This window comes from Photorhabdus tasmaniensis, assembly GCF_011189505.1.
GTDB lineage: Bacteria > Pseudomonadota > Gammaproteobacteria > Enterobacterales > Enterobacteriaceae > Photorhabdus > Photorhabdus tasmaniensis.
Map to the genome: position 1 here is coordinate 31,004 of NZ_PUJU01000001.1, position 21,042 is coordinate 52,045.

Below are 21,042 nucleotides of genomic sequence, written 5' to 3' on the forward strand. Positions count from 1 at the left end.
GATCAAGTTGTGCTCGATAATCTCGTATCGCACCTGATTGCTCCAGAGCCTTCAAGCGGCGGTGGCAGGGTGACAAGCTCAAACCAATTCTTTCGGCTAGTTCTGTCACTGTTAGCCTGCCATCCAATTGGAGCTCCGCAAGAATTTTCTTATCAAAACTGTCAATTGCCATTTTCCTTCCATCTTTAATGTCTTTTTGGGTTTATTTTGGAAGCACATTTTATCAAAACAGGGATATTCTTCCCATTATATTTTAGCAGTGATGAGGGATTAAATGTGTCTCTGAGTATTCTGGCAACGTTTTGGGCTGTTTCTTTCTTGTTTATTATCACCCCTGGGATGGACTGGGCGTATGCCATCTCTGCGGGCATTCGCGGCAGAATGGTTATGCCAGCTGTTAGTGGCATGTTGCTCGGCCATTTGGCAGCTACCGGTTTAGTTGCCGCTGGTGTCGGCACTTTGGTAGCGAATATGCCCTTCGCACTAACCATGCTGACCGTCGTAAGCGCCGGTTACCTGCTTTGGCTTGGGGTTGGTCTAATCCACAATCCTGCGGTACCAGCCACTGAACTTACTAACACACCAGATAACGCCGTGCAGTGGATACTGAAGGGGGTAGGCGTCAGCGGTTTAAACCCCAAAGTGTTTTTATTGTTTCTGGCTCTACTTCCACAATTTTCCGACCCGAAGAGTTCATGGCCACTGCCTACACAAATATTGACCCTGGGGAGTATCCATATAGTTAGTTGTGGCGTTGTTTATTTGTTGGTTGGTTACGGTTCTCGGGTAGTTCTTAAAACTAGACCTGCTGCTGCGAAGCTGGTGAGCCGGATCTCCGGTGCGGCGATGACTGGTATTGCCCTCGTGCTTCTGGCCGAAACAGTAATTTAGAAAATTTAAGGAGATTAAGATGGATGAACAGATTTCCCCGTATGGAAAAAATCCGATCAACAACACTGGTAAGGTTCGTATCCAGCATCTTCGGGAAATGAAAGAACAAGGCCACAAATGGGCCATGCTTACCAACTACGATATGTGCACTGCGGCCATCTTTGAAGAATCTGGTATACCAGTGCTATTGGTCGGCGACTCGGCGTCCAATAACATCTTTGGATATGACACCTCATTACCAGTTACCGTCGATGACCTTATTCCCCTTATGCGTGCCATATCTCGTTCCACCCAACGTGCACTGGTGATTGCAGATTTATCTTTTGGCTCCTATCAGGGATCACCTGAACAATGTTTTCATACCACAGCGCTTCAAGCGGTCAAGCTGGAAGGTGGGCTGGAAATGCTTCCACAGGTAGAGAAGTTGGTAAACGCCGGGATACCGGTCATGTCCCATATCGGTTTCACGCCTCAGGCAGAACATCAACTGGGAGGTTACCGGGTGCAAGGTAAAGAGGACAAAGGGCAGAAACTAATTTCGTCAAGCAGTACGCCAATATAAATGCTTTGCTTCACAAAGCGGCGACTGATTTCGCCGCTGATGTAGAAGGCGGTACCTTTCCCGGAAACGAGCATTCTTTCTGACGAATTCTTCAAGATAGCATGCCGTTCAAAAGCAAACCTAAGGCTGATATGTTCAAACTACTTTGCTAGGAACATCCATGACAAACATCAGGCAGCTCGCTGCCGAAGGGCTCCGTATAGGCGATCCTACCAACGGCGTCACAAACCCTTACACATAAAACTTCCGCCCTGATTGGCAGACTCAGCGCAAATTCATCATGGGCATGACTTCAACCAGACAAAGAAGGGGTTGCGTGACCAGCCTATCCACAGAAAGCGCACCCTCTGGATAATCCGTTACCGTTTCACCTGCCGGGCCTGCAAGACTACCTTCAGGCCCCAACTACTGGATGTGATGCTTGTAATTAAGTAATATAAAATTATAGTTAGTACTTGGAGGCACTATGAATTACTACGCAGAGGATTACTTCTAGGTATCGTTAATTAATCTGGAAGTATTATGAAAAAACTGAAACAACAGTATAAATACTCTGAGGTGTTCTCAGACATTCGCCGTGATTGGGCTTATTACCCTCTACTGAAGAGTTGGTTACACAAACGCTTCAGCACCAGGCAGGAAAAGAGCTATTATTATTTACATCTTATTGTATATAAAGGTTATCCACTTAAGCTGAGAGCAGCGCGTGGAAAGCTACTGGCAGACCCCTGGGATGATTATCCTTCTGATGCTTATGATGTAGCCAGAAGCTGGAAGCACAACTCCAGAAGAAAACACCAGTACTATCGCTGATGATAAGCTAATCAGTGAAACTTAACGGGCCTGCCATACAGGCCTTTTCCTTATAATTTTCAGTTGTCAAAACCATAGCTGCATAAAGCATAAGGTAAGGAAATGCCCAGAATAACGACAGTAAAGTAAAAAGTGGAGATAAATGCCAGACAGCGGGTCTTCCTGCCAGCAGGCTTTTTAACCCTTCCAAGCCAGATAATGTAAACCAATTTATCCAGCGATTGACTGAGGAACGTGAACATCGCTATTTTAGTCCCCTCCCGACTGGCCCCGGATAACCCGAGAGCATGATTACTTAACCGTTCGTGATGAGGATTAGCTAATTTAGATCTTCCCGCTATAGTCAATATTGCCCGAACAGCCGCCATCTCATTTTGTAATGTTCGCTTTGAAATATTCTCTGACTTTTGGCTATATATTTTTCGATATGATCAGTTTTCATATTCTTAATATCATGGACTTGAATATTCAATATTGCCATTCCTTCCGCCAGACGTTTGGCTATTTTCATTCTGTCTGAAACGGTTTTAAAACTACCTCCAGCCTGACGAGCTAATACTACTAATTGTTTACTCAACTTTGACATGCAAACTATTTCAGCTTTTAAAACGCACGACAGCTTTCAACCTGAAGGATGAAAACGACAACTGAACTGAATCTATCTCAACCGCAACGACACGGTTTGATTTGCGCTTCCTACGGCTCGACTGATATTTGTGCATTGGGGTGGCGAAATGTTGAGTTCTTACGAAGTACCCCAGCCCTTTGAGCTGTTCGCGGTTCACACCGTCCTGGCTGCTGTCAGACTCCCCCCAACGTCAATTTTCACTAACGTCGCCATCAATACCGAGTCGATTGTTCTCCTTTTTTTGAATATGAAACGTCAAAATGATTATTTTTCACTCAATACGTTAGGGTAAATAGCGGTCTTCAAACTAACCTGACCGGTGTACTACAGGTAGAAGACGTGGGGAAGCATGAATGACATGGTTTTCGATATGGTACGCTTGCAGCGTCACTTGGTTAGCGTTATCCGCAAAATATCCAATAACATGTCGAATCTGGCAACAGTCATCCGAAATGCTGAACGAAACCACCAAAGCAAGCCAATCGTAAAAAGCAAAATCAACCCGTAGGTTGTTGTCTGATGATACTGACAAGTCAGAAAAGTGTATGTGAAATTACACCTTCATCACTATTGTTAGTGATACCCATTTTCAAAGGATAAACGGATTTACCGCTCGAAGACACCACTTCTCAGGCGGTGATGGCATTGAGATCAGCCAGTCAGCGGGTAAGTGGTCTGTGTCGTTTCAAGTCGAGATAGAAGCCTCTGAGTCACACCACGGATCAACAACAATGGTGGGTCTGGATGCCGGGATATCGAAACTGGCGACGCTCTCAGACGGTACGATATACGAACCGGTCAACAGTTTTAAAACCCGCCGGTGCAAGCTGGCGAAGCGCCAGAGACAGTTAAGCTGCAAAGTTAAGTTCAGCGCCAACTGGCAGAAACAGAAGCGAAAAATTCAGTGTCTGCACTCGCATATTGCCAATATTCGCCGCGACTACCTTCATAAGACCACCACGAAAATAAGCAAAAACCACGCGATGATCGTGTTTGAAGATTTGAAGGTCAGTAACATGTCGAAGTCAGCGAAAGGCACGGCAGAACAGCCCGGCAGGAACGTTCGGGCTAAAACAGGCTTAAATCGCGCGATACGGGATCAGGGCTGGTATGAAATGCGCCGTCAGCTAGAATATAAACAGCGCTGGCGCGGCGGTCAGGTACTGGCAGTCCCTCCGGCATACACCAGCCAGCGGTGCGCATGTTGCGGTCATACAGCAAAAGAGAACCGCTTGTCACAGAGTAAATTTGTGTGCCAGGTGTGTGGATATACCGCGAACGCAGATGTAAACGGCACTCGTAACATGTTAGCGGCAGGACATGCCGTGCTTGCCTGTGGAGGTACGGAGCAATCAGGCCGCCCGTTGAAGCAGGAACCAGACGCAGAGCGATCAGCCGTCGCCCACTAACGGGGATCCCCCTCTTGAGTCACTAAGTGCGAAAGTGGGGGAGGATGTCAAGATGGTGTAAGAAGTTGCCGTTGTCATCGTCGAACCAATAGAATAGTTAATCGTTATTGAACAGTTGCAAGGAAAACTTTAAGACAGGTTATTATGATTAAGTTTGTTTGATTTTCAATGAATCAATTAAAATCAAATACAAAACACTATTTTTAGTCATTAATACTATTACATAACAATAAAATGACGTTTTTATAAAAAATAGAACAAATTACATCCGAAAATTGATGCATTCACCAAAATCTCGATGCGCAAAATACATAAACAACACAAATGTCATCAGAAAAAATAATCAATTATGTGATACCCAGTGTATTCTGACAGGACAAAGATTCCCCTCCTTGATGACGAGAAAAGCTGTTTTGCTACTTCCCGCCAGACTGAATTTTTTGCCCCAGCATTTCCGAAAATTGCCTTGCCTGAGCCACACCCTGGCGCAATATCGCAAATCTGGCAATCAAGACGATACTTACTCTATTGTTTATCCTAAAATAGGGCGTATTTGAGTCGCATGATGCTGAAAAGGCAAGATTATGAAACCAGTAACCAATAATGACCACTTAAGCAGAATTAAGATAACAGGCTACAAATCTATCGCAGAATGTGATTTACAAATGGGATGCCTGAACGTACTCATTGGTGCCAATGGTGCCGGAAAATCCAATTTCATCAGCTTTTTCCGCCTGATCGCTGTCGTACTTAATCATCGCCTACAATCTCTCGTTGGCAAAATGGGTGGTCCCAACACACTGTTGCACTTCAGCCGTAAGAAAACCGAATACATGAGCGCTGAACTTTATTTTGGTCACAATGGTTATAAATTTGAACTGGAACCCACCAATGACAATCGCATGATGTTCCGACATGAATCACTTTTTTGGAATATCAAAGGCGATTACAATATTAGCTCCGGACACTTTGAATCTCAGGTCGATAAACATCATACAGACATCAAAGATTATACATTACCTGCCATGCTCCGTTGGCGGGTATATCATTTCCATGATACGAGTGATAGCGCCAAAGTTAAACAAACTCATCGCATTAATGATAATGACTACCTGCGGGAAGATGGCGCTAATTTAGCAGCATTTTTATATCGCCTACAAAAACATCATAACTTGCATTACAAACGCATTATCAAAACTATTCAAATGGTCGCACCATTTTTTAGTGATTTTTACTTGCGACCCACGCCGGATAATGCCGATTACATTCAACTCGAATGGACAGAGAAAGAGCAGGATATTCCCTTTAAAGCGAGTGAATTATCTGATGGTACTTTACGCTTTATCTTATTGACTACCGTGTTGCTGCAACCCACAGACTACATGCCAAGCTCAATTATTATTGATGAACCTGAACTTGGGCTTCACCCTTATGCCATCAACGTGCTGGCAGGGCTGATCAAAAATGCCAGCAATAAACACCAGCTGATTATTTCTACTCAGTCAGTCGAGCTGGTCAATCAATTTGATGCTGACGACTTAATTGTTGTCGACAAACAACAAGGAGCATCCACTTTTAAGCGCCTGAATAATGAAACCCTTTCAGAATGGCTTGAAGACTATAGCCTTGGTGAATTATGGAAGAAAAACTTACTCGGCGGGAGACCATAGTGATGATCCGTATCAACGTTTTTGTAGAAGGGCAAACGGAAGAAACTTTCGTGCGGGATGTGCTGGTTCCTTATTTTGTAGCACAACAAATATATCTTACGCCAATATTAGCTCAGACGAGTCCCAACCAGAAAGGTGGTATCACGAGTTATGGCAAGGTAAAACACCAAATTACGCGCTTATGCCGACAAGATCCTGCCGCTTTCGTCACAACATTAATAGACTACTACGGGTTACCCACTGACTTCCCTGATTATAACGAACAACAGAATAATTCAGCCAAAAAACGGGTGGTTAAGCTGGAGCAAGCTTTTGCTAATGATATTGGGCAGGCTAATTTTATTCCCAACCTTTTATTCCATGAATTTGAAGCACTATTGTTTTGCCAACCCGAAAAATTTGCGGATTGGCTTGATGACAACGCCCCCATTACAACATTACAAGCCATCAAAGCTCAATTTGATAGTCCTGAAGATATTAATAACAGCCCACAAACTGCACCATCTAAGCGTATTTTGGCAATATTCCCGAATTACAATAAACCATTACATGGCCCAATTATTGCTGGTGATATTGGATTAGATACAATTCGTTCCCAATGTCTGCATTTCAATCAGTGGTTAAATAAAATAATTGCTCTGAAGGCAAGACCCTCAAGGCTTTGAATATGAGCAAAGTAGTTTTATTCAATTTTTAGTATAAAGGAACTCGGTTCGTACCTCGGCTGTTAACCGTTGAACACGACGTTCAAGCGTGTAACCCGGTGCAGGGCGCACCTGTACTAACCAAAGTTTATTTACGTGCACTTGGCGTAATTCTGAGCCATACCACAAGGGAGCGGCTAATGTCGGCCAATGATAGGCGGCCAAGGTCAGTCCAGTAGCTGATACCAGGCCATGATCTGTTTCCAATACCCACTCAGTATCTAACGCAACTTCAGAAAAATGTTGATGCAACTGCATGATAATTTTGTACAAATCATGACATACATCAGCGGTCAAATAGGGTGCTTGTAAAGGTTCCACTAGAGAGGGAATGCCTTCAATCAACCGCTGAACAAAACAGACGATTGGTTGCGGTTGATAATCAGGATTTATTAGCCGCTGCTGTGCAATAGCCTGAGGTTCAAATCCACTAAAAGTAACCGCAACAACAGTATCAGCAAAATCTGCTGTGCGAGGGCAGATTACACTGGCATAGCTACCCGCATTGACGAAAATGTCACCATCCTCCAGACCAGCGCTACGAACAATCCAGGGAGGCGGGCCACAGACTTCCACTACCTGTTTAACCCAATCGTGCTGCGCGGTAATATGCTTGCTATAGATGGCGCGTAGCAATCAGCCTGTGGAGAAACCTCTGTGATAGCAAGCGCTTCATCGGCAGGAAGTGCTACCAATGGGGGAATAAGAGCCGAAAAATTGACGTACTGGGCAAGCTGATGCAATCGTTCAAATTTTGCAGTCATACGTTTTATTTTCTTACCTTTAAAGCCAGAATCCCAAGTGAGCTTTCGCATTGACAAGTACGAGTCGCGACTTTCCTCCCACCGCTTTATTTTCTATAACATGTAATGCTGTATTACTGATGCGTATACGCCAATACTGCAACATCGCTAATTCAAGCCCTAATAACACAAATATTGCCTGCTCGATAGTCAATACATGGAAAATAACAATGGCTAATTTTAAACAGTTTAATAACTACCTGTATCGGCATTACGTGCTTTCATATAACCTGCCAGCATTTTACTGGCTGATTTTTTTCACTCAACACTGTGTATACGCCCTGTTAATCACCTTAGCTTCTCTTCTAACTGAATTTTTCCTTGAATTGGATTTCATCAACGACGAAATGAGATATAAAACCATCGAATCCATGAACCACATAGCACACTTAAAAATCAATTATTATTTTGTCGGAAAACCTATCTGAAACTGATGGTTTCCTTTTCCATCTACCTTATTATGATAGTTCATCTTTCCATTACAACGTCCATATTCATGATCCCCATATAACTTCCCTGAGTTACTACGATTAGGGCCTACGGTAAAAAAACAGCGGAAACACAGATTAGCCCTTGCTAACACAGTTATTTCTGCCTGATTAATGATTAAATCTTCACAATTAAAGCTATCGACAATGATTTTGATCATAAAATACACGGACGGATCATTAACAATAGAATATTCCAACAAACTACCAGAAAAAACGAACTAAATCGTCTGATTCATATCATTATTAATGATAAAACATTAGATTAGATAATAAATATCACTACTATTTCCTCTGTTCGAATCATTTAATCAATTGTTTAAATCTGAAAATTACATACAAACACATCAAATCAAACGATTAATTTATAATTATAACATTATGAAATAACAAGATATTTTTATAAAACAGAAAAAAAACACTCTTTTTTTATTTAAGTTGTTGAAAAAGATCATATTTTAGTTAATACTCCTCTCCATCGCATGAGAATAGCCCTAAAGAAAGATGAAAGTTCCAACTTGAAAACAAGTTAATGATATTAAGAAAAATTTACTGCTATCGTAGTTATAATCAAGATGGCAATTTGTCTAATTGTATTAATACTACAGCACTATGATTGACTCAGTCAGAACATTGATGTAAATCTCTGTGTAAGATACATGTACCGAGCTTAACAGTGATAGTTCGTTTTTATTAATGCAGTTATTTCACTAGTGGACATCCGCTCAACAGACAATAAGAATAAATTTATCCATGTATATATCTTGCCCACAAGAGCTTTTCACTGCATTATAACAATTACCTTGTAAAAATTTCGTGATTGGTATGAAAATTTATCGTGTCTTAACACTCGCGATATTTTAATAAGAATAAGAATCATTATTAATAACATTAGGAAACTTTCAGTCATAAATGATATTTGGGAGAAAAATCACTTCTTAGGCTAAAATTAATATCAAAGATTATTATTAACAAACATGATGATGTATATAGGAAAAATCACAGAAATTACTGATGAATTATTTATCAGTATAAAACGCTGAGTAAAAAATTAAAGGCATATAAAAATAGGGGTAAAAACTCAATCGAGTTATATATCACTATGTAAATTAATTCAATTATATAATCAACCATTAAATTATAACTCTGGTTGGATATATAGTTTTATTGTACATAAACACACATATTTATTAAGATAAGATATTTTTAAATGAGAAAGAATTCTATTTGGGCTTGTTTGGCTATGGTATTGGGGATTTTTACCAGTTTCAATGCGTTATCTCATGATGGAGTCATTAAATTCAGAGGGATAATTCTTGAGAACGGCTGTACTATTAGTAGTGGAAAAGACCAAACGGTTAATTTTGGCAACATACCTAAAGAAAGGTTTGCTGGTAATATAGGAACCATAGGTCATGCTCAATCGTTTACAATTAATTTAACTAATTGCCCAGGTTCAAAAATTGGTGTCAAATTTAACGGTAAAAAGGATACTGATGACTCTAGTCTGTACTCTTCAGGAGTTTCTGGTATAGGTATCCTAATTGCTAAAAGTGGCGATACTAAAATAAACGCGAATACATCAATCAATGATTATACACTTACAAGTGCAAATGTCGATATACCTCTTATAGCGAAATTACAATCGACCCATACTGAAATAGGTGATGGTGAGATTAATTCAGATGTAAACTTCACACTTATCTACCCATAAAATTTAGTTAAAAATTTTATTAAAGTTTATTTATAACTAAAGGAGTAAAAATGTTTCGCTTTATTACTCCCTTTTTACTTGTCCTTTTTATGGGACAAGTACAAGCAGGGATTACCTTAGGCGGCACTCGCCTTATCTATAATGGCTCACAAAAAGAAGCCACTATTTCTATCACCAACTCGGACACAGAAAGACCTTATCTTGTTCAGTCGTGGGTAGATAATATCGATAACAGTCAAAACAAAGTACCGTTTGTTATCACGCCACCACTGTTTAAAGTGTCGAAAGAGAGCGAGCATCAAATCCGTGTTTCATATATCGGTAATCATCTGCCATCTGATCGGGAATCGATATTTTTGTTAAATGTCAACGCGATTCCAGCAGTGGAAAAAAATGACAACAGCAAAATGATCATCACGATAAAAAACATTATCAAACTGATTTATCGTCCAACTGGGCTATCTGATAATGACGCTAATAATGCAATCAATCGTTTGGAAATATCACGTAATACCAATAGCATTCAGTTAACCAACCCCACGGCCTATTACGTTAATCTTAATGAGATGAAAATTGATGGGAAATCAATCGATAAACCCGGATTTATCCCGCCTTTTAGCGATAGGGTATTTCCAACTAAAAGTAGCATAAAAAGGGTGACTCTGACTGCTATCAATGATTACGGCGGCACAACAGAAGAGCGCCTGTTTAGTTTCTAATAAAATGATCTGATGAGAGTATTGTGAAAAAGATAATTAGCTTTGCTTTAATTGCTTATTGTTTATCATTACCAGTATATGCAGAGCTGTACTTTGATATCAATGCATTACAATTATCAGATGAAGACCGAGAAAATATTAACCTGGATAGCTTGGCAAAAACAGATTCTCACATTCCAGGCGTCTATAAAATGAATGTTATTGTCAATAATAAAGATATCGGCATTAAAAATCTCGCCTTTATTGAGTGTGGAAATAAACTTTGCCCTGAGTTATCTGTCAGCTTTCTAAAGGAAATTGGGGTAAAAACAGAAAGCTTTCCTGAATTAGCGTCACTTTCTGAACAAGAAATCATTTCTCAGCCAGAGAAATATATCAAACAGGCATCAACAGAACTGGATTTAAGCCAGCTTACTTTGCACCTGAATTTTCCTCAGGCGGCAATGAGATCACAAATCAGGGGCGATATCTCTCCTGATCAGTGGAATGATGGCTTACCTATGTTTTTCACCAATTATCATCTGACAGGGATGCAATCCTGGAATAAAAATCAACGTGAACAGAATCAATATCTGAATTTACGCAGTGGTGTTAATTTAGGTCCGTGGCGTGTTCGCCATAGTAGTTATTACAGCCGTAATAACACAACATCTGAATGGAAATCACTTAAAGCCTATGCTGAACGGGATATTCGCCCATTAAGATCCCGTTTGGTATTGGGTGAAACATCAACCGACAGTATGGTATTCGATAGTTTTACTTTTAATGGTGTCAAATTGATGTCTGATAGCCAAATGCTGCCAGATAGCCAGCAAGGTTTTGCTCCTGTTGTGCGCGGTATTGCCATGACTCACGCCAGAATAGAAATCCATCAGAAAGATAATCTTATTTATCAAACTTTTGTTCCACCCGGTGCTTTTGAAATTATCGATATTTATCCCAGCAACCTAAATGGTGATCTGGAAGTATCTATTTATGAAGAAAATGGCAAAGTCAGGAAATTTACTCAATCCTTTTCTGCCTCACCGTTGATGATCCGTGAAGGCCAAATAAAATACCTGGCTAATCTCGGTAAATTCAGTGGTGGCAAACAAACCAGTAAGAAAAGGTTTATTCAGACAGAGGCGATTTACGGGCTATGGGACAGCACCACGATTTATGGTGGTACCATTATTTCTCCTGACTATTTAGGCAGTGCATTAGGCTTAGGGCATAATCTCGGCTCATTTGGTGCGGTGTCAATAGATGTAACAAATGCAAAAACGCATTTCCCAACCGGAGAAAAGAAAACCGGCCAGTCTTATCAAATCCGTTACAGCAAAGGTTTTACCGCGACTAATACAACGGTGACATTAGCGGGTTATCGCTACAATACCAATGGTTATTACAGCTTTAGCGATGCCAATAATAACCACCAATTTACTGATAACCACCGAAATAACTCGCCAAAAAACCGGATGCAAATAACAATGGGCCAGAGTTTAGGTCAATATGGCAATTTTTCATTATCTGCCTGGCAACAAGATTACTGGCAAGATAAAACCAGCAAGAATCAGTCATATTCTATGTCTTATAACACCAGTATTCATGATATCTCTTTATCATTGGGCTATAACTACCACCGTAATCGCTCACGAATTAATAACGATCAGGTTTTTTCACTCAATATCAGTGTTCCTTTGGACAAGTGGCTGCCATCAGGTTATCACAGTGCAACCGTAGATTATAACACCTCTTATAATACAAACGGTGACAGCCAGCATTCGATGACATTATCCGGTTCTTTACTGGAACAACAAAATCTAACTTATACGGTGTCTCAGGATTACAGTTACCAAAAATCAGAGAGAGAAAAAGAATCAGGTAATGCCGCCAGCCTGCATTATAGAGGCTCATATGGTTCAATTAATGCCGGTTACACCACGGATCATGGTAAAAATCAACGCATAAATTATGGATTAGAGGGGGCAATTATTGCCCATCCTTATGGCGTTACACTGGCACAAAATATCAGCGAAAGCGGTGCCAGTGCCTTAATCCGCGCCCCTGGGGCAGTCAACGCAAAAGTACTTAATAATACTTCTATCAGTACAGATTGGCGGGGATATACCGTTGTTCCTTATATATCGCAATATCGGGAAAACTCGTTATCTCTTGATACAAATACATTCGGCGATGACGTCGATATTGACAACCCGACAGCTAAAGTTATTCCAACCAAAGGCGCATTGGTACTGGCGGATTATTCGATTCGTGTTGGTCATCGAGTATTTTTAACTTTACAGCATAAAGGTAAAAAACTCCCTTTCGGAACGGTTATCACCGGCAAGAATGGCGTCAATGGTATAGTGAATGAAAGAAGTGAAGTCTTCCTTAGTGGCGTCAGCGACACAGCAGAATTAAAAGCTGATTTAGGCGATAAACAAAGCTGTTATATTAATTTTGACAGTAAATTATATCAGAAAAACAATGGTATTATCCTGGCTTCATTGAGTTGTCAGTAACTAAAATAATATTTATCGCGGAAAAACATGAAAAATAAATTAATTATACTGGCAACATTATTACTGACACTATTCAATATTAAAGAGTCAATTGCCACATGTACATTAAATGAAAAATTTAAGGCTATTGACTTAAATGTTAATATAAATGAAATTATCAACTCAGGCTTTAACATTCAGAAATCTATTACCATCGATGAATATGGCCCAATGGAGCTGGCTAACAAAGCGGGAATTAAAGCCGATGAAACTATTGTTAACTGTGATAATAATGAAAGTATATCTTTTGAAACAACATCAGGTAGAATAGAATTCTCCAAAAATAGTGGCTTGATAAAAACAAGTGTAAATAATTTATATTTCCTCGTATCTTATGATGGAAATGGGAGCAGCATTTCTGATGATGGAATCAATAAAAAAATAACTTTTAGAGATATAGGAAGGTTAAAAATAAAATTTCATCAAGAAAATAACATCAAACCAGGTTCTACACTAGAACATGGTTTGATTTCTTCTTTATCAACCAGTGACGGTAAAAAATTAATAAATATCAGATATAACAAGGACAATATAATTGGCAGTCAAAGCTGCATGACATCAACCCCCTATAAAGAAATAAAACTGGGAAAGATTTATTCTTCTGCATTTAAGGGAGAAGGTTCTATAGCCGGTCGAAATGATTTTAATATTGTGATTCAATGTAAAGATAAAGATAATATCCCTAAAATTAGTTTTACAGGGAAAGTAGTGAACGCTAGTCTAAATAGTATTATTAAATTACATCAATACAGTGGAGGAAATATAGCCGAAGGTATTGGTATTCAATTGTTACATGAAAATAGACCTGTTTATATGAACACACCTCTTAATATAATCAAATGGGGAACTAGTGAAGAAGATCTCTATTATTTACCACTTACTGTCCACTATTATCAAACCGGTAATAAAATAACTGCGGGAAAAGCGAATGCCATAGTACATTTTACAATTGAATACAAATAGCTTTACAACTCCCTCTATTGATATTAGCATATTAACATTATGCTAACATATAAAAAGTGAAACTCTCCGCAGTCGTGTTAACCTGGAATTAGACGCAGACTTATACAACAAATAAGTCTGCTATATTAATTTCATCAGTAAATTATATCAGAAAGACAATAGCATTATTCTGGCTTCATTGAATTATCGGCAATTAAGAATAAATCTCAACTGGAATATATATGAAACGCTACTTAATGATAATCACAATATTTACATTAATATTACTCAGTATTACAGACACATACGCACGCTGCTTATTAAATGCAAGACAGATCAGCTTAGATATTGAACTTAATAGTGTTAACATTAATCCCAATATAAATGAGAAAAAAAGCATTCTTGTTGGCGAGTTCAGACCATTGCAACTCGCCCAACTGATGAATATTAATGAAAATACTCCTCTTCTTAATCCCCATGATTGTGATCCAACCGGAGAGCCTCTTATTTTTATGGGAGATGTATATCCATCTAAACCTGGAAATACGCCTCATGGCACAGGCATGATAACCACAGGAATAGATAATCTCTATTTCTATCTTATTGCCTCTGGAGAAAAAGAAAATATGAAATTACCCACAACAAGCGGCAGTAATTACATTTATAAATATAAAGATGGAATGACATTAAAAGATATAGGGAAAATTAGTGTCTATCTTTACCAAGCAGGGATGTTACCATCAGGGCAAGTACTCAGGCCAAGAAAGATTGCTATATTACAGACATTTACAGGTACAGAATTAATAAGAATAAAAACTAAAACTAACTATACGATAAAAACACAAACTTGCTCAACAACAACCCCAAGGCCAATGGTAGATTTTGGTCGTGTGAATAGTTCTTTATTTAAAGGTATAGGCTCTACTGCGGGTAATGCGGGTTTTAATATCGAAATTAAATGTACAAAAAGTGTTAAGCCAAAAATTACTTTTTCAGGAGAAAAAGTAAATTATGCCCCAGATAGTATCATTCAATTAAATAACCCCGATAGTAAAAATACAGCTAAAGGCGTTGGTATACAAATCTTATATATGGGAACAACACCTGTTTCTCTGGAAAGTCCGTTGGTTTTCGGATATGCAACAGCAAACACTACCTATACATTACCTTTCACCGCCCGTTATTACCAAACCGATGAGAAAATAACAGGTGGAAAAGCTAACGCTATCGCACATTTCACAATTCAATATGAGTGATATTAAGTATAGACTGTAGGATATTTCATTATCAGGATAATCAACATGGAACAGACAGTTATACGCACCGCTCAGGCACCGCTGCCAGAATATGGCAATGGCTTTATCACTCGAATCGAGTATGGAACCGTTATTCAATATCCTCAGGTACATCTTTGGCAAGCTCGTTTTGATCTGTCACATTATCACGATGAACTGTTCGAACAGTTAGATCTCCCCTTCCCAGCTCAATTAGCCAAAGCCGTCAATAAACGGCGGGCTGAATATCTGGCAGCACGTTATTGCGCCAGACAACTTTTAGCACAATTAGGGCAACCGGAGTTTAATCTGATCTCAGACAATGATCGCGCCCCAATCTGGCCTAAGGATATTTGCGGTTCTGTTTCTCATTCAGCTCATTGTGCAATTGTGCTGGCAGCACCGCAAACGAATAACAGATTAATTGGTGTCGATATCGAAACTATTGTTAGCCGTCAAAATATGGATGAACTCACAACAATGATCGTGAATGACCGGGAGATTCAACTCCTGAAACATTGTCATTTACCCTTTGAACAGGCGTTTACTCTCGCTTTTTCGGTCAAAGAAAGCTTGTATAAAGCACTTTATCCACAAGTAAAACGGTTCTTTGGCTTTGAAGCGGCTGAAATTACTGCCCTATCCCTCAAAAATAATGAAATAACATTAGTGTTACGGGAAACACTCTCCCCTTATTATCCAGCAGGTACAATATTCCGTGGACAATTTATTATCTATCCACAGGAAATATTAACGCTGATTATTCAGTAGTCCGAAATAATAATTGCTGATACCGCCCTGATCAGCAATTTTACTGTTATTCATCATCATCATTTTGAATAAAATTTTTATTTCGTTTCCTTATCCATATTTCCCGGCGAATTCTTACCTATAGCAATTAACTCCTCCAACAATACTGAAAGCTGAGCCATCTTCTCCGGTGAAAAGGCTTTTTCAATGGCCTGATATCCCTGTTCTACCTGCTCTTTCGCCTTTTCATAAAGTTTCTGACCATCCTGCGTCAAAGAAACATAAAGTTTGCGTTGGTCATTCATCGGTTTAAGACGAAAGATCAATCCATCACGCTCCATGCGAGTCAATATCCCCGTCAGACTTGGACGAAGAATACAGGTCTGGCAAGATAAATCATAAAAATCAATTGACCGGTTATCAGACAACACACGAATAATACGCCACTGCTGTTCAGTCAAATTATGACTCTTAAGGATTGGGCGGAAAAAACCCATCGCGGTTTCCCGCGCCTGAAGTAATGCAATTGTCAGAGATTCATGCATGGGTAATGAAGGCTCTCATCTTAGTTAATCACTGATTTACTCTCTGTCGAGAGTGTCTATGTCACTCTATAACCACAATAAAAAAGACTAGCACGTCATTCTATCAACCACAAAGAAAAAATCATAAAAATATTAATAAGTAAACAAAAATAAACCCTGAAAACGAGGTGAATAAAAAGTTAATACAATAGTAATGATTTTATTTGTAAAAATATTAACATGTTGATTAATAATGATAAAAAACAAATTTAGCAGAGATATTGTTACTGAGATCACAATTAAAATTAACAAATACATTAACATATTGCAACAAGTCGATTTATGATTTATTAATATATTAATAAATGCATCTTAAAGCTGTCTGTTTAAGTTCAGAGGAGTCGTTAATGAAAGGCACTGTCTTCGCCGTAGCCCTCAACCATCAGAGCCAGGTCGATTTCTGGCATGACTCATTTCAACAAGCGCCTTATAACACCCTGCCTAAGACCCCGGTATGGTTTATCAAACCGCGAAATACCGTTATTACCTCCGGTGACGTTATTCCCCATCCTGCGGGGGAAGAGGTTCAGAGCGGCGCAACACTGGCGCTGGTGATAGGTAAAGCCGCACGTAAAGTCACCGCTGAAAACGCAGCCGAATATATCGCAGGTTATGCATTAGCCAATGAAGTCAGCCTGCCTGAAACGGCGTTCTATCGCCCGGCCATTAAAGCGAAATGTCGTGATGGTTTTTGCCCTATAGGTCAAATGATCAATCCTGAATCAATTGATGCGCTGGATATCATTACTGAAATCAATGGTCAGGAAGTTGATCGCTGGTCAACAACCGATCTGGTGCGTTCAACTACGGAATTGGTCGCAGCATTAAGTGATTTCGCCACCTTGAAAGAAGGGGATGTGATCTTGCTTGGCACTCCGCATCAACGGGTTTCCATCAAACCCGGTGACAACGTGGTTATCCGGGCAGCAGGTTTCCCATCGCTGGAGAATCAGGTTGTGCAAGCAGGAGAAAAAGCATGAAACACGCAAGAGTTCGTTATCAGGGGCAGGATCTGAATGTGACGGTTGATGATCAGGAAAATGTCTGCCTGCCCGATGGCAACAAAGTCAGCAGTGAATCCGTCCAATGGCTGCCACCCGCAGACGGAACCCTGTTTGCCCTCGGCCTGAACTACGCCGATCACGCCATTGAACTTGAATTCAAGCCACCGCAAGAACCCCTAGTTTTTATCAAGGCAGCCAATACGCTGATCGGCCACCGTCAGGTTTCCGTTCGCCCGGATCATGTGGAATATATGCATTATGAATCCGAGCTGGTGGTTGTCATCGGTAAAACCGCCCATAAAGTCGCCAAAGAACAGGCGATGGATTACGTTGCCGGATACACGGTTTGTAACGACTACGCGATCCGTGACTATCTGGAAAACTATTATCGCCCTAACCTCCGCGTAAAAAGCCGCGACACGCTGACCCCCATCGGCCCGTGGATCATTGATAAAGAAGATGTTCCTGATTCGCATAATCTGACATTAAGCACCTGGGTCAATGGTGAATTGCGTCAGCGCGGCACCACCGCCGATCTGATTTTCGATATCCCATTCCTGATCGCCTATCTGAGCGACTTTATGACGCTGCAACCGGGAGACATGATCGCCACCGGGACACCCAAAGGGCTGTCTGATGTGGTACCGGGAGATGAAGTTATTGTTGAGGTTGAAGGCGTTGGGCGTCTGGTCAACCGTATTGTCAGTCAGCAAGAATATGAGGATAGCCTGTCATGACGATGATTAATCATTGGATCAACGGCAAAAACGTCAGCAGTAAAGAGTATTTTGCAACCACCAACCCGGCTAGCGGTGAAGTGCTGGCAGAAGTGGCTTCCGGTGGTCAGGAAGAGATTGATCAAGCAGTAGCCGCAGCAAAAGAAGCCTTCCCCAAATGGGCTGATCTGCCGATGAAAGAACGTGCACGCCTGATGCGCCGTTTGGGTGAGCTGATTGATGAGAATGTACCTGAAATCGCGGCAATGGAAACCAAAGACACTGGTTTACCTATTCATCAAACGCAAAATGTCCTGATCCCACGCGCTTCTCACAACTTCAACTTCTTTGCTGAGATTTGTCAGCAAATGAATGGCCGGACCTATCCGGTTGACGACAAGATGCTCAACTATACGCTGGTGCAACCAGTCGGTGTTTGTGCGCTGATTTCGCCGTGGAATGTGCCATTTATGACCGCGACCTGGAAAGTCGCCCCCTGTTTGGCGCTGGGTAACACTGCGGTGCTGAAAATGTCAGAACTCTCCCCATTAACTGCAAACCGTCTGGGAGAGCTGGCGTTGGAAGCAGGTATCCCTGCCGGTGTTTTAAACGTAGTGCAAGGATACGGTGCCACTGCCGGGGATGCATTAGTGAAACACCACGATGTTCGAGCGGTTTCTTTTACCGGCGGTACCGCAACCGGCCGCCAGATCATGAAAAATGCCGGCCTGAAAAAATACTCAATGGAGCTGGGCGGCAAATCGCCGGTTCTGATCTTCGAAGACGCCGATATTGAACGCGCACTGGATGCCGCCCTGTTCACCATTTTCTCTATCAATGGTGAACGTTGTACTGCTGGTTCGCGCATTTTTATTCAAGAAAGCATCTACCCGGAGTTTGTGCAACGTTTTGCTGAACGTGCGAATCGTCTGCGAGTTGGCGATCCACAAGATCCAGGCACGCAGGTTGGTGCGCTTATCAGCAAACAGCATTGGGAAAAAGTCTCCGGTTACATCCGTCTGGGCATCGAAGAAGGGGCAACGCTGCTAGCTGGCGGCCCAGATAAACCCGCTGATTTGCCGGAACACCTGAAAGGCGGCAATTTCCTGCGTCCAACGGTTCTGGCGGATGTCGATAACCGTATGCGCGTTGCACAGGAAGAGATCTTCGGCCCTGTCGCGTGTTTGTTGCCATTCAAAGATGAAGCAGAAGGCCTGCGCCTGGCGAATGACGTGGAATATGGTCTGGCTTCTTACATCTGGACGCAGGATGTCAGCAAAGTATTGCGTCTGGCCCGTAATATTGAAGCCGGCATGGTATTCGTCAATACCCAGAATGTCCGCGACCTGCGCCAGCCATTCGGCGGAGTGAAAGCCTCCGGTACCGGTCGTGAAGGCGGTGAATACAGTTTTGACGTGTTTGCAGAGATGAAAAACGTCTGTATCTCTATGGGGGATCATCCTATCCCACGTTGGGGGATATAACGGTTTCATCAGCGTTAACCACGGCGAATTCCGGTTCGCCGTCCTGATATCAAATGAGGATTTTATGGGTAAGTTAGCGTTAGCGGCCAAAATTACACATGTGCCATCAATGTATCTTTCTGAACTGCCGGGAAAACATCATGGTTGCCGTCAGGGAGCCATTGACGGACACAAAGAGATCAGCCGTCGTTGCCGTGAAACGGGTGTCGATACGATTATCGTGTTTGATACCCACTGGCTGGTAAACAGTGCCTATCACATCAATTGTGCCGACCATTTCTCCGGTATTTACACCAGTAATGAATTGCCACATTTCATCCGCGATATGAGTTATGAATATGACGGCAACCCTGAATTGGGACAAATGATCGCGGAAGAGGCTCGCAATATGGGCGTGCGCGCTCAGGCGCATGAAATCCCAAGCCTGACACTGGAATACGGCACGCTGGTACCAATGCGTTACATGAATAGCGACCGACATTTTAAAGTCATCTCTATTTCCGCGTTCTGTACTGTTCATGCTTTTGAAGACAGTCGTCGTCTTGGGGAAGCCATTCTGAAAGCGATTAAGAAATATGACGGCACAGTTGCTGTGCTGGCTAGCGGCTCTCTTTCTCACCGCTTTATTGATGATCAGCGCGCAGAAGAGGGCATGAACAGCTACACCCGCGAATTTGATGAACAGATGGATCGCCGGGTGGTACAGCTTTGGAAAGAGGGCAAATTCAACGAGTTCTGCAAGATGCTGCCGGAATATGCAGATTACTGCTACGGCGAAGGCAATATGCACGATACCGTGATGCTGCTAGGCCTGCTTGGTTGGGATAAATATGACGGTAAGGTGGAATTCCTGACCGAACTGTTCCCCAGTTCCGGCACCGGGCAAGTCAACGCGGTATTCCCGTTGCCTGATGACATTACCGATGCGCAAGCCACAGCCTGATTTGGAGTCACCTATGCCACATTTTTATGCTGAATGTACGGAAAATATCCGTGAACAAGCCAATCTGCCAGCGCTGTTTGCCAAAGTGAATCAAGCACTGGCAGATACCGGCATTTTTCCATTAGCGGGAATACGCAGCCGTGCTGTCTGGCTGGATACCTGGCACATGGCTGACGGTCAACAGGATTACGCTTTCGTCCATATGACGCTGAAAATCGGTGCCGGGCGCAGCCTTGAAAGTCGTCAACAGGTTGGCGAGATGCTGTTCAGCCTGATCAAAGAACATTTTGCTTCACTGATGGCACAGCGTTACCTCGCCCTCTCTTTTTCGATGGAAGAATTGGACCCAGTACTGAACTACAAACAAAACAATGTTCACGCTTTATTTCGTAAGGAATAGT

General features: G+C 41.5%; 20 protein-coding genes and 4 pseudogenes. 18 read left to right on the top strand and 6 right to left on the bottom strand.

The features are described from left to right. Position 1 precedes the first annotated feature (1 nt). Positions 2-166 (bottom strand): annotated as a pseudogene (locus C5471_RS00110) (Lrp/AsnC family transcriptional regulator); the annotation flags it as partial. 110 nt (positions 167-276) lie between these two features. On the opposite strand from C5471_RS00110, the gene C5471_RS00115 reads away from it, so the two are divergent. The 3 genes from C5471_RS00115 (at position 277) to C5471_RS00125 (ending at position 2,266) form a co-directional block, all read left to right on the top strand. Further along, positions 277-891 carry a LysE family transporter gene (locus C5471_RS00115; protein WP_133814243.1) on the top strand — a complete coding sequence of 205 codons (615 nt, stop codon included), beginning with the start codon at positions 277-279 and terminating at the stop codon, positions 889-891. Positions 892-910: 19 nt separating this feature from the next. Further along, positions 911-1,453 (top strand): 3-methyl-2-oxobutanoate hydroxymethyltransferase, encoded by a 543-nt coding sequence (locus C5471_RS00120; protein ID WP_207627091.1) that lies wholly within the window; start codon positions 911-913, stop codon positions 1,451-1,453. A gap of 522 nt (positions 1,454-1,975) precedes the next feature. Continuing rightward, positions 1,976-2,266, top strand: a complete 291-nt coding sequence (locus C5471_RS00125; RefSeq protein ID WP_133813632.1) for a hypothetical protein — start codon at positions 1,976-1,978, stop codon at positions 2,264-2,266. Positions 2,267-2,384: 118 nt separating this feature from the next. Here C5471_RS00125 and C5471_RS00130 read toward each other — a convergent pair. Both C5471_RS00130 and C5471_RS00135 read right to left on the bottom strand, forming a co-directional pair. Then, positions 2,385-2,507 (bottom strand): annotated as a pseudogene (locus C5471_RS00130) (IS630 family transposase); the annotation flags it as partial. After that, positions 2,506-2,852, bottom strand: a pseudogene (locus C5471_RS00135) (phage integrase N-terminal domain-containing protein); the annotation flags it as partial. The pseudogenes C5471_RS00130 and C5471_RS00135, both read right to left, overlap by 2 nt. Before the next feature lie 391 nt (positions 2,853-3,243). On the opposite strand from C5471_RS00135, the gene C5471_RS00140 reads away from it, so the two are divergent. The 4 genes and pseudogenes from C5471_RS00140 to C5471_RS00155 all read left to right on the top strand — a co-directional run bounded on the left by C5471_RS00140 (position 3,244) and on the right by C5471_RS00155 (position 6,638). Next, a complete protein-coding gene (locus C5471_RS00140; RefSeq protein ID WP_166295505.1) occupies positions 3,244-3,402 on the top strand; it encodes a hypothetical protein in 159 nt (52 codons plus the stop codon). Between the two features lie 136 nt (positions 3,403-3,538). Then, positions 3,539-4,303, top strand: a pseudogene (locus C5471_RS00145) (RNA-guided endonuclease InsQ/TnpB family protein); the annotation flags it as partial. A gap of 584 nt (positions 4,304-4,887) precedes the next feature. Further along, positions 4,888-5,973 carry an AAA family ATPase gene (locus tag C5471_RS00150; RefSeq protein WP_133813631.1) on the top strand — a complete coding sequence of 362 codons (1,086 nt, stop codon included), beginning with the start codon at positions 4,888-4,890 and terminating at the stop codon, positions 5,971-5,973. Beyond that, positions 5,940-6,638 (top strand): DUF4276 family protein, encoded by a 699-nt coding sequence (locus C5471_RS00155; RefSeq protein WP_242688522.1) that lies wholly within the window; start codon positions 5,940-5,942, stop codon positions 6,636-6,638. Before C5471_RS00150 ends, C5471_RS00155 begins: the two co-directional genes overlap by 34 nt. Positions 6,639-6,659: 21 nt before the next feature. Here C5471_RS00155 and C5471_RS00160 read toward each other — a convergent pair whose 3' ends face one another. Further along, the gene (locus tag C5471_RS00160; protein WP_133813629.1) at positions 6,660-7,313 is read right to left on the bottom strand and encodes a hypothetical protein; all 654 of its coding nucleotides are present in this window, start codon (positions 7,311-7,313) and stop codon (positions 6,660-6,662) included. Further along, positions 7,253-7,498 (bottom strand): hypothetical protein, encoded by a 246-nt coding sequence (locus C5471_RS00165; protein ID WP_207627092.1) that lies wholly within the window; start codon positions 7,496-7,498, stop codon positions 7,253-7,255. Before C5471_RS00165 ends, C5471_RS00160 begins: the two co-directional genes overlap by 61 nt. A gap of 1,680 nt (positions 7,499-9,178) precedes the next feature. Between C5471_RS00165 and C5471_RS00170 the strand changes: the two genes are divergently transcribed. The 6 genes from C5471_RS00170 to C5471_RS00195 all read left to right on the top strand — a co-directional run bounded on the left by C5471_RS00170 (position 9,179) and on the right by C5471_RS00195 (position 15,931). After that, positions 9,179-9,682, top strand: a complete 504-nt coding sequence (locus tag C5471_RS00170) for a fimbrial protein (protein ID WP_133813627.1) — start codon at positions 9,179-9,181, stop codon at positions 9,680-9,682. 50 nt (positions 9,683-9,732) lie between these two features. Continuing rightward, positions 9,733-10,401: a fimbrial biogenesis chaperone gene (locus C5471_RS00175; protein ID WP_133813626.1), complete on the top strand. Its 669-nt coding sequence runs from the start codon at positions 9,733-9,735 to the stop codon at positions 10,399-10,401. A 23-nt stretch (positions 10,402-10,424) separates the two neighbouring features. Next, on the top strand, positions 10,425-12,905 hold the full coding sequence (locus C5471_RS00180) for a fimbria/pilus outer membrane usher protein (protein ID WP_133813625.1): 2,481 nt from the start codon (positions 10,425-10,427) through the stop codon (positions 12,903-12,905). 27 nt (positions 12,906-12,932) lie between these two features. Then, the gene (locus C5471_RS00185; RefSeq protein ID WP_133813624.1) at positions 12,933-13,907 is read left to right on the top strand and encodes a fimbrial protein; all 975 of its coding nucleotides are present in this window, start codon (positions 12,933-12,935) and stop codon (positions 13,905-13,907) included. Between the two features lie 221 nt (positions 13,908-14,128). Continuing rightward, positions 14,129-15,142, top strand: coding sequence for a fimbrial protein (locus tag C5471_RS00190; RefSeq protein WP_133813623.1), 1,014 nt, complete (start codon positions 14,129-14,131; stop codon positions 15,140-15,142). Positions 15,143-15,187: 45 nt separating this feature from the next. Further along, positions 15,188-15,931 carry a 4'-phosphopantetheinyl transferase family protein gene (locus tag C5471_RS00195; RefSeq protein WP_133813622.1) on the top strand — a complete coding sequence of 248 codons (744 nt, stop codon included), beginning with the start codon at positions 15,188-15,190 and terminating at the stop codon, positions 15,929-15,931. 77 nt (positions 15,932-16,008) lie between these two features. On the opposite strand, the gene hpaR is transcribed toward C5471_RS00195, so the two are convergent. Next, positions 16,009-16,455 carry a homoprotocatechuate degradation operon regulator HpaR gene (gene hpaR, locus C5471_RS00200; protein WP_133813621.1) on the bottom strand — a complete coding sequence of 149 codons (447 nt, stop codon included), beginning with the start codon at positions 16,453-16,455 and terminating at the stop codon, positions 16,009-16,011. A gap of 386 nt (positions 16,456-16,841) precedes the next feature. Between hpaR and C5471_RS00205 the strand changes: the two genes are divergently transcribed. The 5 genes from C5471_RS00205 to C5471_RS00225 all read left to right on the top strand — a co-directional run bounded on the left by C5471_RS00205 (position 16,842) and on the right by C5471_RS00225 (position 21,041). Beyond that, positions 16,842-17,474, top strand: a complete 633-nt coding sequence (locus tag C5471_RS00205; protein ID WP_133813620.1) for a fumarylacetoacetate hydrolase family protein — start codon at positions 16,842-16,844, stop codon at positions 17,472-17,474. Beyond that, the gene (locus C5471_RS00210; protein ID WP_133813619.1) at positions 17,471-18,235 is read left to right on the top strand and encodes a fumarylacetoacetate hydrolase family protein; all 765 of its coding nucleotides are present in this window, start codon (positions 17,471-17,473) and stop codon (positions 18,233-18,235) included. Before C5471_RS00205 ends, C5471_RS00210 begins: the two co-directional genes overlap by 4 nt. Next, positions 18,232-19,698, top strand: a complete 1,467-nt coding sequence (hpaE, locus tag C5471_RS00215) for a 5-carboxymethyl-2-hydroxymuconate semialdehyde dehydrogenase (RefSeq protein WP_133813618.1) — start codon at positions 18,232-18,234, stop codon at positions 19,696-19,698. Before C5471_RS00210 ends, hpaE begins: the two co-directional genes overlap by 4 nt. 64 nt (positions 19,699-19,762) lie before the next feature. After that, the gene (hpaD, locus tag C5471_RS00220) at positions 19,763-20,641 is read left to right on the top strand and encodes a 3,4-dihydroxyphenylacetate 2,3-dioxygenase (RefSeq protein WP_133813617.1); all 879 of its coding nucleotides are present in this window, start codon (positions 19,763-19,765) and stop codon (positions 20,639-20,641) included. A 13-nt stretch (positions 20,642-20,654) separates the two neighbouring features. After that, positions 20,655-21,041, top strand: a complete 387-nt coding sequence (locus C5471_RS00225; protein WP_133813616.1) for a 5-carboxymethyl-2-hydroxymuconate Delta-isomerase — start codon at positions 20,655-20,657, stop codon at positions 21,039-21,041. Position 21,042 lies beyond the last annotated feature (1 nt).